The organism is Pedobacter sp. P26, assembly GCF_050632135.1.
Lineage (GTDB): Bacteria > Bacteroidota > Bacteroidia > Sphingobacteriales > Sphingobacteriaceae > Pedobacter.
The window spans coordinates 5,987,649-6,005,021 of record NZ_CP192574.1 but is presented as its reverse complement, the minus strand read 5'-3'; the positions used below and the strand labels follow the sequence as shown (position 1 = coordinate 6,005,021).

Sequence of the window (17,373 nt, the reverse complement as noted above, 5' to 3'; positions counted from 1 at the left end):
CTATTATTGAGTTGATATGGAAAAGAAATTAATCACCGAAATAAATATAGAAGATAAGGCAATTACCCATTTTGCCTCCTTCAGTTTAAAGCAGGCATTTAATGCCCATCATTATTTTGAGTTGCGGTTTAACCACGATCAGATGGGGTTGCCTGGAATGATCAGCTTAAATGATAGTCGCGATTTTGTAGGGAAAACCCTTACCGCTTCTTTCGGTTATGATGCTGGCGCTTTACAAGAGTTTACAGGTTTGGTAACCAAAGTAGAACTGGCGCAGAGCCATGGTTATCATGGTGTACTAATCGTGAGTGGATATAGCCCAACCATTTTGATTGATCGCGGGCCCGATTTAGGCTCTTATCTTGATAAAGATTTAAATAGCATTGTAAATCTTGCCACTTCAGATGTGCCTTCGAATGATATTAAAATCGTAGCCAACGCGGTCAGAAAAGAACCGATTGATTACCTGATTCAATATCGCGAAAGTGATTTTGATTTCCTGAACAGACTCTCGGGCGAATACCACGAATGGTTTTATTATGATGGCAAACAACTGAATTTCGGTAAGCCTGACGATCAGAAAGAAGTTGCCCTTGTTTATGGCCGCGATGTGCAAAACCTGCAGTATGCCATGGAAATTGCGCCGATTAAAAACAAACGTTTTGCCTATAACCCTAAACAGGATGAAATGTTGCAGAGCGAAAGTAGTGGCGTTAGTGATGGATCACCAGACCTGTCACATGCCATACAGGTATCAAACACCATGTACAGCAAAACATTTAATCAACCTGCACTTATCCGTGTTGATAATAGCAATGATATTAAAAGCCATGTACAAAACGAAGAAAAAGCACATATCAGCAACCTTTTAAAGGTAAATGCCAGTGGCGATAATGCTGCTTTGGGTATTGGCAGTATTGCCGAAATTACGATGAGCATCAGAAAGGAACTTTCATTTTCTACGGAGAGTCTGGGTAAATTCTTAATCACTACTATTAATCACGATATTGATGGTACTGGAAAATATTACAATACTTTCGAAGGAGTGGTAGCCACAACAGAACGGCTTTCGGTGAAAAATTACACTAAACCAAATCCCGATATGCAACTCGCAGATGTGATTGATAACGCCGACCCACAAGGGCAAGGCCGCATTAAGGTGAAATTTAAATGGGAATGTAAAACCAACGATGTAACCGAGTGGCTGCGGGTAATTACCCCTGATGCAGGAAGCAGCGATAAAGTGAGTAAAAACAGGGGTTTTGTGTTTATTCCTGAAATCGGCGATCAGGTAGCGCTAACTTTTGAGGAGGGAAATATTGCTCGTCCGATTGTTTTGGGTTCGGTATTTCATGGCAAAAGCGGAAGTGGTGGCAGTGCCAGCAATAACAGCAAAAGTTTAACTTCTAAAAGCGGCCATACGTTAACCATGGATGATGGGGCAGGTATGGTTATGAAAGATAAAGACAGTAATTTTATCGAGCTCGACGGAGCAGGTAAAGCCGTTTTCGAAACCAAAGAATCGATCCTGATTAAATGTGGCGAGAGCAGCATTTTTATGGATAAAAACGGCAAGATTATCATCAAAGGGAAAGACATTTTAACCCTTGGTGAGAACATCGGGAATTCTGCCAAAACCAGTATCGGCATTGGTGTAGGACCAGAAGATGGGACACCAACCTCTGGCATTGGTATAGAAGCACAAACCTTGGATATCGGCACCAAAACGCTTTCCATGAGCGGGGAAACTGAAGCGAACCTTGCATCGAAAAAAATCAATGTAGGCGGCGAAAGTGAAACGAATATCAGCAGTGGAACGATCAATCTAAACTAATTTTCGACATTAAGGCTCAATGAATCCGGTACAACTCGAATTATTTAAAATAGATAAACAATGGCAACAAGTAGTAAGGAAGTATCCATTAGAAACACTTTTCCTTTGCCTGGGTGAGCGGCATGAGGTAAATTTATTTGAGGCTTATTTTAAATACCAGTTAACCGAAGAAAGCAGAACAGATGATATGTTTCTGCTCCATTACCAGGTTTTTCAAAGTAAAAATGATTACGGAGAAAGTTTGGTTAAAGAATGGAAAGAGATCTTTGATTTATGGCAGAAAGATACCGGAAAAGGGATTATTTGGGATGTTGATTCAGATGAAAATACACTAGAATATAGAACAGACGCTTATGTGCCTGTTATTGCATTGGAACGGCTCTGTAACCTTTATCCTGATTTAAAGTTGAAAAAATATACGTTCAGCTTGCGCCTACAACAATTATTGATATAGCAGGCCTTTCTGAATGGATTAACGAATGGTGCAGTTGTGTAAAAGCCTTAAATAACGAAAATATTAAGCTGGTATATACCGAGCACCATACACACCGCACATTAAAAAAATTAAAACAGGGAACCGAATTCAGGGTCAATATTGATGTAAGCCAGTTGATGCAAAATGCTGCCGCGCATACCAACCGCGAAAAGAACGATCCTGAAGCCGATTACCAGCAACAAATATTAACGGCCAGTAATTATTTAAGTAAAGGTAAACACGAACAGGCAAATGCAGTTTTGGAACGTGCAATTGTAATTGCTCAAAAACAAGGTTTACATGAGGCCGTGGTTGCCGCAAGGATCATGCTGGCGCAGAGCTTAGCCGTAAAAAGCAAAAAGGCAGAAGCACGGCAACAATACGAACTGGCTTTGGCCCGCGTTGGAGAAAGTTCGCTGTTAAGTGCACATATCCACATGAGTTATGGTAGTTTCCTTTTGGCACATTCGGGTAAGAAAGAAGCCAAAAGGTATTTTGAAAAGGCGATTAAAATTGCAGAATTTATTGAGAACGATTTTATTGCCATGGAATGTACCCGCTTGTTGGGCCAGCTTTCTGAAAGTAAAATAACTGGTTCTGCCAAAGCAATGGCTTATTATCTGAAATGCATTGAAATTGCAAAGAAAATGCCGATTGAAAAAAGGCGACAAAGTTCGATGGCTTATACCGCATCGATCATGTTAAAAAAATATGGTGAAGAAAGTCCCGAAGGGAAAAAATTAGATCTGGAGATGCAGCAGGATTATGGAGAAGATTGGAAATCAATGGCAGAAGTGCCTGCTAACCATGCCAATCCATTATCGTAAGGATGATTGGTGATGCATCACCCTAAATAAAATGCAGATGAAAAAGATTAAAGCGAGTAAACCGAATATGTCTACCGATAGGTCAGTAAGCCTATCTGCAAGCTTAACCAAAGCCGAACCCAAAGCGGTAGGCGGTGGCGGTGGTGTTGCACCAGGAAGTAATCCACCTGCATCCAAAAGCCCTTTAAAGCTTTTAAAAGCCAAAAAACCTGCAATGGCCAATACGGCGGTGCAGCATGTAAGCAAGCATTTCGATGTGGTGCTAGCTATCGATTTTCACTGGACAACCATTCCGATTCCACCTTCATTCGGTTTTATTCCACTGCCTTTACCACATCCTTTTATCGGGATGGTTTTCGATCCGATGGATTACCTGCATTTCAGCATTCCTATCCCGAAATTTGCACAGGGGTTAATTGGTACGGCCAGTATCCCAATGGGTGGGTCGATCTATGTGCATGGCAGGCATAAAGCAACCACAACTACCAGTGTAATGGGGATTTTGCTTCCTTTCAGGCACATTAGTTCTATACCGGTTTATTTTATTGTAAACATACCCGGTTCACCACACGAAGGTGAAGTATATTGGGGATCAACCACGGTAAAAGGGCAGGGATCAGAAATGAGCGGATCTAATCCGGGCCAGGTTCTTACCTGCTGGTGCCCACCCATGGGTTTAAAACCGCTACCAACTGTACCAGGTAAATTAAAGAAAAATCCATTGGCTTATTTTGCTTTTTACAGCGATTTATTAAGCATGTACGTGCAGATTAATACCGGCAAACCCGTATTGGTTGGAGGTACATTTGCACCACATAATTATACACTGAAAGAGTATTTAATGCGTTTTGCAGCCATTGGCATCATGAGGGGGCTAACCAAATTGGGGGAGCTTTAGCTAAAGGGGCACTTAAAGGGGTTAATAAGGTATTACGTGGACTTTTTAAAAACAACCCGATATCTAAAAAGCTTTGTCATTGGGGCTTGGAACCTGTTAATTTTGTTACCGGAGCCATGTTCTTCGAGTGGACCGATTTCGAATTGCCCGGTGGCCAAACACTGGCCTGGAACAATGTATGGCGTAGTGATAAACCTTATGCGGGCATGCTGGGCAACCAGGTATACAGTAATTATGATCTTTATATTTATCCGGATTATGAAGCTGGCATTATAGGTTTTAGTCACCCTACCGAAAATATGGTGATGCCCTTGCCTTATATTGAGCCATATTCAGGCAAACAATATGATCGTGCACAAAAGGTCTGGATGGAAAGACCTGATGAAAATACCTGGGTACTTACCATTCATCAGGATATTTATACGTATACACTTTTTAGTGGCGGGCAAGATGGTGATATCTACCGCATCAATCATATCGAATACACCAATGGCAGTCAGCTTACCTTTTATTATCAACAACAGCTTTTAACCCGGATTGTCGAAAACTCAGGCCGTGTACTCGAAATGCAGCATAATGAAGCCGGTACGGCAATTACTGCTATTTATTATCATTATAAAAATACCAGCGATCTGTTGGTGAGTTACGATTACGATCAGCGTGGCAACATGGTCAAAGTATACGATCAGGCAGGCAAAGTCATCAGTTTTGAGTACGATGACCATAATAGAGTAGTTAAAAGAACCAACCGAAACGGCATGGCGTATTTCTGGACTTATGACGCAGAGGGCCGCGTAATCCACACTGAGGGCAGAGACGGTTTTATGAGCGGATCGATAAGCTATTTCCCTGAAGAAGGTTATAACGAAGTGTACTACCACGACGGTAAAATAGAACGTTATTATTATGATGAAAACGATCTGGTGTACAAAAAAGTAGATGCTTTGGGTGGCGAAACCTGGTATGAGCACGATCGCTATAATCAAGAAAAAATGGTTTCGAGCCCTGAAGGAAGGGTAATCGGTTACGAATATGATGATCAGGGCAATATTACCACTTACCACACCGCAGATGGCGAGCAATATCAATATGCCTACGATGAAAACAATAACCTCATTCTGCGCAGTGATCCGGCCGGTTCAAACGAAACCTGGTTGTATAATGAGCAGAACCAATTGCTTAAACATGTTCAAAAAGACAGTCGGATAGTCGATTTTTATTATAACGAAGAGCAAAAATTACCGGTATTTTGTCGCGATAATGACGGTCACGAAATCCATTGGACTTATAACAATTTAAACCAGCTGATCGAATCGGTTTCCAGCGAAGGCAACAGCCGCCGTTGGACTTATGATGATTATGGGCGGTTGATCCGTTTTAGTCCTGATGGTGATCAAACTACAATTTGGGAGCGGGATGAAATGGGCCGTGTTACCCTGATAAAAGATTTTGGAGAAGAAGCCTTACATTTCAAATACGATGCCTACGATCTTCCGGTTTACGCCACTGATGGGCGTGAAGAATGGTACATGGCTTATACGCCTATGGGTAGCCTAAAAACACAAAAAAGAAGCAGTCAATCCTCCAGCCAGAACATCCAGACCCTACATTTTACCTACGATCAATGGGAAAACTTAAAGGCCATTACCAACGAAAAAGGCGAAGAATATCTCTTTTTAAGAGATGCCAACGATGATGTGGTAAAAGAAATTGGCTTTGATGGACAGGAACAACAATATATCCGCAATCAGGATGGGCAGGTTATTAAAACCATACAGGCCGATGGTAAGGCCATTTACCACAATTACGATCTGAGCGGCCGGCTCGTGTACAGCAGCTATGAAGATGGTACCTACGAAGCTTTCCAATACAATAAACTCGGTTTGCTTATTGCTGCAGAGAACGACTTTTCTTTAGTTAATTTCAAGCGGAATCCACTGGGTATGGTTACCCAGGAAATACAGGATGGTTACCAGATCAATTACCAATATGATGTTTTTGGCAACCTAACCAGTTTAAAAAGCTCATTAGGCGCAGATATTCAATACGATTATGATGAAATAGGTTACCTGAATGGCATTGCCGCAAAAAGTGGTGGATCAGCAGAATGGACTGCAAGTATTGGCCGCAATAAAAACGGACAGGAAACCAGCCGCAGTTTAAGCGGCGGGATAAAAGCTACTTTCGATTATGATCACGAAGGCCATCCAATCAGTCAGAAGGTTGAAGCTAGTCGTTCCATTACCGCGTTTAAACAATATGCCTGGGGGCCAAATGATAAACTCAACAGCTGCTTAAATAGCATTACGGGCGGCAGCATCAATTACAGATATGATACTTTTGGCAGCCTGTCTTCCGCAAGTTATAGCGATGACGGCAAAGTCATATATAAAAATCCTGATGAAACCGGGAACTTATATAAAACTGCTGATCGCAGTGACCGGCGTTATGATAAAGGAGGTAAACTGTTGAAAGACGACCAATGGTACTACCGTTACGATGCCAAAGGCAACCTGGTGCAAAAAGCAAGCGTAACATTAACGGTCTGGCCAAAGAAGAAGTTGCCCAACCAGAAGATAATGGCTTATTTGGCAAAAAATTAAACTGGGGAATGGCCAATCCCGATATCCCAAAAGCGGAAGCGCTGGATATCCTGGCAGATGCTGAACCGGATTTACCAGAATGGAAAGAAGGTGACTGGTCTTATGCCTGGGCCGCCAATGGCATGATGAAAGCGGTTAAAAATCCACATGGCGAGATCATTCATTTCGAATACGATGCTTTAGGCAGAAGAAAAGCCAAAATTGTTTATGGTTCCTCCCCAAGAGGGGAAGGCCGGGAGGGGGTGATCTACCGCTATTTATGGGATGGTAATTTACTGCTCCACGAATGGAATTACCCTTTAAAAGAGCGGCCTAACCTGGTGATTAATGAAGATGGATTGCTCAGCTACGATAAAACCGAACCGCTTGGCAACGATTTAATTACCTGGGTGTACGATCAGAACAAATTTACCCCAAGTGCCAAAATTGTTAATGGCCAGTACTATTCTATTATAAGCGATTATTTGGGAACACCTGTACAAGCTTATGATGATGCCGGTAAAAAAGTGTGGGATGCTGAACTTGATATTTATGGAAAAATACATAAACTTAGCGGTGAGAGAAACTTTGTGCCATTTAGGTACCAGGGGCAGTATGAGGATATAGAAACGGGCTTGTATTATAATAGGTTTAGGTATTATGATCCAGAGATTGGGGGATATGTAAGCAAAGATCCAATAGGGTTGGAAGGGGGAAATAGGCTATATGCTTACGTTGGAGATAGCAATTATTGGTTAGATGTCTTTGGATTGATGCCGTGGGGCGAGTTTATGAATGGAGCGAGCGCAACTATTACAGCAGGGAATAATACAGGAACTTATAGTAGTTCTACAGCAGGACACGCAGAGATAAATGGGCTCAATGACTTCACTAACAAGGGTTGGTTAAATGGACAAGATGTGGTTATTTCAGATGTTACGGGTAATTTTAATAATGGAGTCAAACCTGTAGGTGTATGTTCAAAATGTAGATCAAATGTTTTTGGAGTATTGGCAGAAGGTGGAGCAAAAAGTGTGACTATTCCTGTAACTAAAGGAAATGTAACAGTTGATAGTTATAAAATTAAGAGCGATGATTTTGGTAGGGTTCAAGCTGAAATTGATAAAATAAATAAAGGCTCAGGGAATCCTAGATCTAAATCAGATGCGGCATGGGACGTACTTAAAAAATATAAATATAATTAAATGAAGAAGATAGAAGCAAAAGACACGTTATTTTTTTATAGCCCAAATATGGAAGAGTTAACCCTATATGCAGGTGTAAAATTTAGTTACAATTTTAAAAAAAGACAATTTCAATTAGACATGAATCCAGATGGAGAATCCCGTTTAACAGATGTTGAAAATTTTAAAATAAATGAAGCATTCACGCAAATTGAATTCGATATTAATTATAAAAACAAAGCAATTGCTTATACCGTAAGTAGTAATTTTAATACATGTAAATATGCTTTCGAAATCATCAATAATTTAAATGAATCTATTATCCCAGATAATGATTTGGATAAAGTAGATCTATACTTTGAACAGGATGTACTCACGCATTTATATGTAAGTAAGACAAAAGATTATCAATTGATCGATTCATTGAGACTTATTTCCGAAAATAATACTTGCTATTTAATAAGAAATAAACCCGAATACAGTAAAAAAAAGTTGATAATATATTAGTTCAGGATAGTAAGGTTTCGATAGCTGCAGAAGGAAAAGATGTCTTTTTTGAATTTAATCTGAGTCCGGTGGTATATAAGATTATTGAAAATATACTTAGGCTAAAAAAATAATCCTTATTAGAAAAAATAGCTGTAAAAAAGTAGTGATTACATTAAAATTAATAGAAAAAAGGAATATTTTAAATTGGTTGAGATAGAATTGATATAGCTGTTAGTCGCTAGTTTAATCTTAATGAAAATTATTAAGCCAAAAGCCTCAGGTATAACGTATGAACCAAAGGTAAAAGAACTATGTTTAATCGCTGACCTGAAATTTAGTTACAGTTTAGATTCGAAAAAATTTCTTTTGGATGAGAATCCTCATGGAGAACCATCATTAAAAGATATTTTTTTCGATGTTGTTGTAGATGATAAATTCACAACATTATCTTTTAGGTCAGTTTATAGAAACAAGAAAGCATCTTCAAATTGGAACGCCAACATGTGATTGAAAGTTTAATTTTTGAAGCAATTTCTGGTTTTGATCTTGGGACTATTGAATTGGATAAGTTTCAACTCTTCTTTGAATCCTTCAACAACATTTTAATCACATTTTTTAATGCCGGGTTCCGGTTAGATTCTTTCCAGATCATATAAAGCTCTGTTCTTTGCGGAATGTGTGTAAGTTCTACAAACTTCACGTTTTCCTGATAGCCATATTGCAGTCCCGTGGGCACAATGGCTATGCCCAAACCTTCTTCTACCAGTTTGTAAATAGTGAGCGCATTAACTGATTTGTGGTAGGTTTTGGGTTTAAAGCCATGGTCTTCGCATATACTCATCATCAGGTCGTAATAGAATGGACTGTCATCGCTTGAGAAAAAAATGAAAGGCTCATCTCCGAGTTTTTTTACCGCTTCAAAACTTGCCATTTTCATCGGATGACTTTTAGGCAACACCAGCGAGAAAGTATCCTGATGGATCATGTGTTTAGAAATGCCCGGTTTAAACTGCTGCATCCGCACAAAACCCATATCAAGCATGTCTTTTTCCAGTAATTCGATCTGTAGTTTATTAGGCATTTCATCCAGATTGGTTCTGATCTCTGGAAAATCTTTGTTTAGCTTAAAAATAACTTCCGGTACAATTTTTTGTGCTGCAGAGCCTAAAAAACCGATACGGAGCTCACCCTGTTTACCTTCTGTAATATTGGTTAACTGTTTTTTGATGTTCTCGATATGGCTGAATAGAAAATCTACTTCATCTTTAAGGTAAAGGCCAGCTTCGGTAAGTGTTACTTTTTTCTTATCCCGATCAAAGAGTGGAGCGTTAAAAATTTCTTCCATTTGTTTAATCTGCCGGCTTAATCCCGGTTGGGAAATAAACAGGCGGTCGGCAGCTTTTCTAAATTTCAGTTCCTCCGCCAAAACCTGAAAATATTTTAAGTGCCTTAGTTCTATCTGATAACTCATGGTTATTACATGATGATGTAATTGGTATTTATAGGTATCAAATATAGCGCTTATTTTTGTTTAAAACCTTTACAATATGAGTGGGCAACAGATTTTTAATTACGGTACAGATCATTTAACGGCTAACCTGGCTTTGGCCATCAGCAATGGTGAAGTGAAAGGCACATTAAGCAAAAGCACCCGGGCAAAAGTGCTCGAAAGCAGTAGGGTGGTGGAGCGGATTGCGGTTTCAGGTAAAGCAGTTTATGGCATCAATACTGGTTTCGGTTCCTTATGTACTTCCATGATTTCGGCCGTTGATACCCGTAAATTACAGGAGAATATTTTAAAGAGTCATGCTGTTGGCGTAGGCGAACCGATAGATAGCGAAATATCAAAACTGATGCTCGTTTTAAAACTGCAGGCATTAGCACAGGGCTATTCAGGCATCAAAATCGAAACGCTAGACCGGATGATCTGGTTTTTAGAAACCGGCGCTACACCAGTAGTGCCAAAACAAGGTTCTGTTGGTGCTTCCGGCGACTTAGCTCCATTATCACATCTATTTTTGCCCTTAATCGGTTTAGGTAAGGTGCATTATAAAGGCGAAATTATTGCCACAGCTCAACTTTTAAAAGAACATGAGATACAGCCTTTACAATTAGGTCCCAAAGAAGGTCTGGCTTTAATTAACGGGACGCAGTTTATTGCAGCGCATGCCGTTAAAGTAGTACAGCGTTTGGAAAATGTGCTGAATTCTGCTGATATTATTGCTGCATTGATGATTGAAGGTTTGCAGGGATCGGAAAAACCTTTTCATCCAAAGCTTCATCAGTTAAGGCCTTACCCGGCAAATATTGCCGTGGCAGAACAGGTTCGAAAACTTTTGCAAGGTTCTGAAATCATGGAATCGCATGCCAATTGCGCTAAAGTACAGGATCCCTATTCATTAAGATGCATCCCTCAGGTGCATGGGGCTTCCAGAGCGGCATGGATGCATTTAAAAGAAACTTTAGAAATCGAACTCAACTCCGTAACCGACAATCCGGTCATATTTAATGATGATTTAACCATTAGTGGAGGTAATTTTCATGGTCAGCCATTAGCCTTGCCACTTGATTATGCCTGTTTGGCTGCTTCAGAAATCGGAAATATCAGCGATAGACGTATTTATCTCTCTTTAGAAGGAAATACACCTGGTGTACCAAAATTACTCATGAAAGAAACCGGATTAAATTCGGGTTTTATGATCGTTCAATATACCTCGGCGGCTCTGGCTAGCGAAAATAAAGGACTTTGTTTCCCAGCCAGTGCCGATAGTATTCCAACTTCATTGGGTCAGGAGGATCATGTAAGCATGGGTTCCATCAGTGGTCGTAAAGCCTTACAAGTAATCGAAAACGTAGAAAAAATCCTTGGTATTGAGTTGTTCTGTGCTGCACAGGCTGTTGATTACCACTATCCATTAAAACCAGGAAAAATATTGGCTGCAGTGCACGATTTTGTCCGCACCGAAATTGATCATTTTGAAGAAGACCAGATTATGTACGATCGTATGGAAAATGCCATCCAAATGCTACAACAAGGTAAAATTGTGGCCACCGCAATCAAGGCAGAGCAGGATTTATAAGAGTTAAAATTACAGGAAATGGATTTTAAAGCACAACTATTAGCAGGTATTCCCTCGGTTTTACCCGCAAAAAAAACAAGAAATGCACAATTAAGCCATGCGCCGGTAAGGAGAGCGGTGTTAAATGCTGCGGAAAAAAACTGAGCATTAGAAATGCGCTGCGTTATTTCCCCGAAGCATGGCATCAGGAACTCGCGCAGGAGTTTTTAAGTGAACTGGAAAATTACGGACACATTTACATGTATCGTTTTATGCCTGATTATGCCATTTATGCAAGGCCAATAAGCGAGTATCCTTGCCGTACGTCACATGCTGCAGCCATTATGCTCATGATCCAGAATAATTTGGATCAGGCCATCGCGCAGCATCCCGAGGAACTGATTACGTATGGTGGCAATGGCAGCGTATTCCAAAATTGGGCGCAATATTTACTCACTATGCAATACCTCGTCACAATGACTGATCAGCAAACGCTGAATATTTACAGTGGACATCCTCAGGGATTATTTCCTTCCAGTACGGCTGCGCCAAGGGTTGTGGTTACCAATGGCATGATGGTGCCGAATTATTCTTCGCCTGAAGATCTTGAAAAATTTAATGCCTTAGGAGTAACCCAATATGGACAGATGACCGCTGGATCGTACATGTATATCGGCCCCCAGGGCATTGTTCATGGCACGGCGATTACCTTAATGAATGCTTTCCGTAAAAAAGGTTTTTATGGAAAAGATACTGCCGGTAAAATTTTCCTTACTGCCGGTTTGGGTGGTATGAGTGGCGCTCAAACCAAAGCTGGTAATATTGTGGGCTGTATTACGGTATGTGCAGAAGTGAATCCGAAAGCGGCCAGCAAAAGGCATCAGCAAGGTTGGGTAGATGAGCTGATTGATAATTTAGATGAACTGGTAAAAAGGGTTTTATTGGCTCAACGTGAAAAACAAACAGTCTCATTAGCCTACATTGGTAATGTGGTGGATGTTTGGGAACGTTTTGATCAGGTAAATATTGAGGTTGCGATTGGTTCTGACCAAACTTCGCTTCATAATCCTTATTCTGGGGGCTATTATCCCGCAGGTTTAAATTTTGAAGAAGCCAATGAAATGATAGCCAATGCGGCTGAACAATTTAAACTTGACGTACAGGCTTCATTAAAAAGACATGCCGCCAGCGTTAATCAACATACTGCTAAGGGCACCTACTTTTTCGATTATGGAAATGCCTTTTTACTGGAATGCAGTAGGGCAGGTGCCGATGTGATGTCGGAAAATGGTATCGATTTTAGGTATCCGTCTTATGTAGAAGATATTTTGGGCCCCTTGTGTTTCGATTATGGTTTTGGTCCCTTTAGGTGGGTTTGTGCCTCTGGCGATGAAAAGGATCTCGATTTAACAGATCGCGTGGCGAAAGAAGTAATGGAAGAAATTAAACTTACTGCGCCCTCAGAAATACAGCAGCAATTACAGGATAATATTAACTGGATTACAGCAGCTAAAGAAAACAGGTTGGTGGTGGGCTCAAAGGCCCGCATTTTATATGCTGATGCCGAAGGTCGTGCAAAAATTGCACTGCGATTTAATGACGCCATTAAAACCGGCGAATTATCAGCCCCCGTAATTTTAGGCAGGGATCATCACGATGTAAGTGGAACAGATTCGCCTTTCAGGGAAACGAGCAATATCTACGACGGAAGCAGGTTTACCGCCGATATGGCCATCCATAATGTGATTGGCGATAGTTTTAGGGGTGCAACCTGGGTTTCGATCCACAACGGAGGTGGCGTAGGTTGGGGCGAAGTGATAAACGGTGGTTTCGGAATGGTGCTTGATGGAACCGAACAAGCTGCTGAAAAACTGCAGAATATGCTTTTTTATGATGTAAACAATGGTATTGCCCGAAGAAGCTGGGCTCGTAATCAGGAAGCCCGTTTTGCCATTGAACGCGAAATGGAACGCACGGGTACTTTGAAAGTTACATTGCCTAACTTGGTTAATGAAGAGGTTTTGGATGGTTTGGGGATATGATAATTATAATCGTCACAATTACGCTTCGCTAATATCGTCATCTCGACTGGAGCAAAGCGAAATGGAGAGATCTATCTCGAGACAAATTTTGCTGCGCAGAGCCTTCGGGTTCTCGACTAAGTTGCAATTCGCTCGAATGACGTTACTAGGGAGCGGTTAAAATACCGCAGATACTTACCTTAAATTAGCGCTAACAAGAAAGATTCTTCGTTGCACTCAGAATGACAGATCTCTCTTTGTTTAGCCACGGCAATATATAAAACACGGAATACCCTCCACGTATTGTCACCCTGAGCGTAGTCGAAGGGTTGGCTCATTAGCCTCGAAATTAATCGCTTTTCTTGAAAAACCTCTGCGCCCCCTTGCGAAAACCTTAGTGATCTTTGCGGTAAAAAACCGTGATAAATTACCTTAAAGGCAAAGTAAAATGAAACACAGAGCCTTTACCTTCTTCACTTTCAGCCCATATCCTGCCACCATGCCGCTCAATAATTTCGGCACTTAAATAAAGTCCGATGCCAAAACCTGAGATCGTATGGTTACCCTTTACCCGGTAATAACGTTCAAAAAGTCTATCGATATCTTCAGGTTTTATGCCTATTCCCTCATCTTTAATCTGAATTTCAACCTCAGCATCACGTAGTTTACAGGTTATTTCGATGCGCGTTCCATTATCGGAGTATTTTATTCCGTTACTGATCAGGTTAGAAATCACATTCCCGATTTTATCCCGATCGGCATTAATGTTGACTTCGCAGGTCGGATTTAATATAATTTGATGCGAAGATTGTGAGATATAAGTTTCTTCGACGGTTTCTTTCAGCAACTCATCTAAGTTAAAGTTAATTTTTTCGATAAGCAGCTTACCCGATTCCAAACGTGATACATTTAAGAAACCATTGATCATGGTGGTCATCTTTCTGATCTGGCTATGTGTTTTTTCCAGAGCAATCATTGCATAATTGTCCTGATCTTTTTTAGCCTTACGCTGCAAAACCTGAACAAAGCCATTAATGGCTGTTAATGGCGTTTTTAATTCATGACTCACCATTCCGATAAAATCATTTTTTCGAAGCTCATCTAGTTTTTGCTCCGTGATATCAATAAAAAGACCTGAATATTCTGTCGCATTACCATGCTGGTCTGCAAATACCCTCCCGGTTGCTCTAACCCATTTTTCTTCGCCAGTAATTAAATTATTTATTGGATATTCATTATCACTTGATGCATGATTCTTTAGGGCGTTTGCTAAAACCGCATTCAATATATCATGATAATCGGGATTGACTGCGCTCATGATGACATCCATTTTAGCAGGCTCATCTGGTGGCAATCCGAGTAAATTTTTAACAAATCCCGACACGGTAATTTCCAGTGTTTTTGGGTCGATACTCCAGGTACCCATTCTGCCGGTATCAATGGCCTGAAGTAGCCTTTCTTCACTATCGGCTAATTTTTTGGTATATTGGATCAGGTCTTCATGTGTTTGAGCGAGTTCTTCGTTTGTAGTGGCCAGTTCCTCATTTGCGGCCGCCATTTCGATATTGATATCCTGAAGCTCTTCCTGATAAAGTTTTCGTTCCGTAATATCCGGACTTACCGTAGCAATCGCGGTTATTTTATCTGTTTCCTGATCTTTTATAGCGAATCCATTCCATTCGATCCAAAAGGGATTTCCTGTTTTTTCATTCCAGAAGCGGATTTCCTGTTTAAAATTGATGCCCTGCAAAACTCCGGGTAAAAGCTTTTGGGCGGCCGGTCTGTCTGCAGGGAAAACACATTCTACTATATTTCTGTTCGTAATGTTAACCCAGCCTAATTTTCTTAATGCTGCAGGGTTCAAATATTGGATAGACATATCTAAACCGACTAAAGCGATAAACTCTGAACTGGCTTCGATGAGCTTATTTAAATTTAACCGCTCCAATTCGATTAATTTTCTTTCGGTAATATCAATACATGAGCTGATATAGCCGGCAAAAGATCCATCGGCATGGAAACGCGGTGGACCATTGGCAAGCAACCATCGGTAATCACCTTTTTTGGTCTGGATTCTAAATTCGCCTGTAAATGGTTTTTTCTCTGCCAGGGCTGAAAGGTAAATATTTAAATACCTATCGCGGTCTTCAGGGTGGATCAGATCAGCCCAGCCAAAAGCAAGCAGATCCTTCATTGATCTGCCAGTTAAGGTAGCCCAGGGTTTATTAAAATAAATCGCATTTCCATGCTCATCACCAACGGCAATAAAAATGTCAGTTCCCTCGGCCATGGTTTTAAAGCGTTTTTCGCTTTCCGAAAGCTGGTTAAACCGTTCTACAACCCTTAATTCGAGTTCATTATTTAAAACATGTAAGGTTTCTTGCGTTTCCTGTAATTCTTCATTCGTGGCCACCAGTTCTTCATTGGTAGCCGCAAGTTCTTCTACTGTGGCCGCAAGCTCCTCGTTCAGTACCTGTTCGCGCTGTAATGCTTCATCCTTCTCTTGCTCCCTTTCTATCGCTTCTTTCCTCAGTACCCGCTCGCTTACATCAACGGCAGTATGTAGAATACAGATGGTCTTGCCTTCGTCGTTTTTTATGGCCCGATATTCAAAATCAAAATAAAAGGTCTTCAGCTCACCGTCAATAAGAATGTCGGCAGCAGTATCCCTTCCCGAAATCACAAGGCCTTCTAACCAAACTTTTCTGAACATCTCAATAAAAGGTTGGCCTTTTAATTCAGGCAGGGCATCTTCAAGTGATTTTCCGATCACACGCCTGTCTTTACCCCAAATACGGAGCATTGCATCATTTGCAGCCTGTATAATGGCCGTTTCTCCAACGTGAACAGCCGTTGCGGTATGGGTGTGATTAAAAACTTCTATTAGTTGATCATTACTTAAAAGCGGACTGGACTGACTCATTCTGGAATTTTAGGACGTGATCTAAAATAATTATTTTACTTAAGTTTCAAAATAGACCTAATCAGGATTATTTTCAATAAAAACTATATACTAACCATAACCTCTTTAAAAAGGTTTTTGATTATGTGAATTTCTGATGCATACTGCGTATTTTTTCTACAACCAAAGTATAAAGTATTGGTGAGCTTTGAGGTACCTTCCCAAATAACCTTTATTTTTCTCTCTTCAACTTCTTTTTTGCAAAGAAAATCGGGGATAATTGCCAGGCCTTTTCCACCAGATAAGCAACGGACAATTGAATTGAGATTAGGTACAATGTAGTTTGGGCGAAAATCGGCATGCTTGCCAAAGTTAAGCTGCCAGAAACGTAACAGGTGTTCCATATCGCCCGCCGTACCATACCATTTTTGCTTTTTTAACCAGGCTTCCATTCCTGCCAGATCTTTCTTTTTAACTAACGAATCAAAAGTGCTTCCGTCAGTTTCTATTCCACCTACTAAAACGATGTTTTCGGAAGAAAATGCTTCATGTTCCACATTTGGCGAGTTCCCTTTTTGTGGGGTAATAATGAGGTCTAAAATGCCTTTGTCCAGTTGATCGAGCATTTCGGGATATTCGCCAAAACGGATAATTACATTAAACGGAAGGGTAGAAATATATTGCTCGAGCGTAATCTGAAAAGTTTCGAAACACATGCCTACACTAATTGTTGGCGTATGTTTTTCCGTACTTTTCTGGAAATGTTTTTCTGCATCCTCCAGTTTAGTCAAAGGTTCTACGATAAAATTATACAATACTTTTCCTTTTTCGGTAGGGATCATTTTTCTGCCGGTTCGCTCGAACAGCTTGTAGCCAACATAACTTTCTAAAGAACTTAAATGCAAACTCACCCCAGGTTGCGATATAAACAGATTTTCTGCTGCACCAGTTAAAGTTCCTGTTTTATAAATCGCCTTAAAACTTCTATACCATTCTAAATTAACCATAACTGATGTATTATAATTCTGATACAAAGCTATGAATTAACTTGTTTTAATAATAGATAAAAGCGCTGTAATTTTGTGCTATCAAATAGAAAAAA

At 40.4% G+C, this 17,373-nt stretch carries 14 protein-coding genes; 11 read left to right on the top strand and 3 right to left on the bottom strand.

Translation table 11 applies throughout. The annotated features are described in order from the left end of the window. The first annotated feature begins 16 nt into the window (after window positions 1–16). The 8 genes from ACQ86H_RS27990 to ACQ86H_RS27955 all read left to right on the top strand — a co-directional run bounded on the left by ACQ86H_RS27990 (window position 17) and on the right by ACQ86H_RS27955 (window position 8,796). On the top strand, window positions 17–1,834 hold the full coding sequence (locus tag ACQ86H_RS27990; RefSeq protein ID WP_138819440.1) for a type VI secretion system Vgr family protein: 1,818 nt from the start codon (window positions 17–19) through the stop codon (window positions 1,832–1,834). 19 nt (window positions 1,835–1,853) lie between these two features. After that, window positions 1,854–2,288: a hypothetical protein gene (locus tag ACQ86H_RS27985; RefSeq protein WP_431293207.1), complete on the top strand. Its 435-nt coding sequence runs from the start codon at window positions 1,854–1,856 to the stop codon at window positions 2,286–2,288. A 158-nt stretch (window positions 2,289–2,446) separates the two neighbouring features. Further along, window positions 2,447–3,136: a hypothetical protein gene (locus tag ACQ86H_RS27980; protein ID WP_431293206.1), complete on the top strand. Its 690-nt coding sequence runs from the start codon at window positions 2,447–2,449 to the stop codon at window positions 3,134–3,136. Window positions 3,137–3,173: 37 nt separating this feature from the next. After that, window positions 3,174–4,034: a hypothetical protein gene (locus tag ACQ86H_RS27975; RefSeq protein WP_431293205.1), complete on the top strand. Its 861-nt coding sequence runs from the start codon at window positions 3,174–3,176 to the stop codon at window positions 4,032–4,034. A gap of 86 nt (window positions 4,035–4,120) precedes the next feature. Next, a complete protein-coding gene (locus tag ACQ86H_RS27970) occupies window positions 4,121–6,637 on the top strand; it encodes a DUF6531 domain-containing protein (RefSeq protein ID WP_431293204.1) in 2,517 nt (838 codons plus the stop codon). An 8-nt stretch (window positions 6,638–6,645) separates the two neighbouring features. Then, a complete protein-coding gene (locus ACQ86H_RS27965) occupies window positions 6,646–7,821 on the top strand; it encodes an RHS repeat domain-containing protein (protein ID WP_431295490.1) in 1,176 nt (391 codons plus the stop codon). Continuing rightward, window positions 7,822–8,307 carry a hypothetical protein gene (locus ACQ86H_RS27960; RefSeq protein WP_431293203.1) on the top strand — a complete coding sequence of 162 codons (486 nt, stop codon included), beginning with the start codon at window positions 7,822–7,824 and terminating at the stop codon, window positions 8,305–8,307. Window positions 8,308–8,541: 234 nt separating this feature from the next. Next, window positions 8,542–8,796: a hypothetical protein gene (locus ACQ86H_RS27955; protein ID WP_431293202.1), complete on the top strand. Its 255-nt coding sequence runs from the start codon at window positions 8,542–8,544 to the stop codon at window positions 8,794–8,796. A gap of 64 nt (window positions 8,797–8,860) precedes the next feature. Here the strand turns inward: ACQ86H_RS27955 and ACQ86H_RS27950 are convergent, their stop codons facing one another. Further along, on the bottom strand, window positions 8,861–9,760 hold the full coding sequence (locus tag ACQ86H_RS27950; RefSeq protein ID WP_431293201.1) for a LysR family transcriptional regulator: 900 nt from the start codon (window positions 9,758–9,760) through the stop codon (window positions 8,861–8,863). Window positions 9,761–9,836: 76 nt separating this feature from the next. Here ACQ86H_RS27950 and hutH point away from each other — a divergent pair, with 76 nt between their 5' ends. From hutH to ACQ86H_RS27935, 3 genes are all read left to right on the top strand, one after another. After that, window positions 9,837–11,369, top strand: a complete 1,533-nt coding sequence (hutH, locus tag ACQ86H_RS27945) for a histidine ammonia-lyase (protein ID WP_431293200.1) — start codon at window positions 9,837–9,839, stop codon at window positions 11,367–11,369. Window positions 11,370–11,387: 18 nt separating this feature from the next. Then, the gene (locus tag ACQ86H_RS27940; protein ID WP_431293199.1) at window positions 11,388–11,513 is read left to right on the top strand and encodes a hypothetical protein; all 126 of its coding nucleotides are present in this window, start codon (window positions 11,388–11,390) and stop codon (window positions 11,511–11,513) included. Window positions 11,514–11,620: 107 nt separating this feature from the next. Next, a complete protein-coding gene (locus tag ACQ86H_RS27935; protein WP_431293198.1) occupies window positions 11,621–13,390 on the top strand; it encodes a urocanate hydratase in 1,770 nt (589 codons plus the stop codon). Window positions 13,391–13,796: 406 nt separating this feature from the next. Here the strand turns inward: ACQ86H_RS27935 and ACQ86H_RS27930 are convergent, their stop codons facing one another. Together ACQ86H_RS27930 and ACQ86H_RS27925 are read right to left on the bottom strand one after the other, a co-directional pair. Next, window positions 13,797–16,292, bottom strand: a complete 2,496-nt coding sequence (locus ACQ86H_RS27930) for a PAS domain S-box protein (RefSeq protein ID WP_138819447.1) — start codon at window positions 16,290–16,292, stop codon at window positions 13,797–13,799. Between the two features lie 83 nt (window positions 16,293–16,375). Beyond that, entirely contained in the window at window positions 16,376–17,278 is a 903-nt protein-coding gene (locus tag ACQ86H_RS27925; protein WP_138819448.1) for a LysR family transcriptional regulator, read from the bottom strand. Window positions 17,279–17,373: the final 95 nt, after the last annotated feature.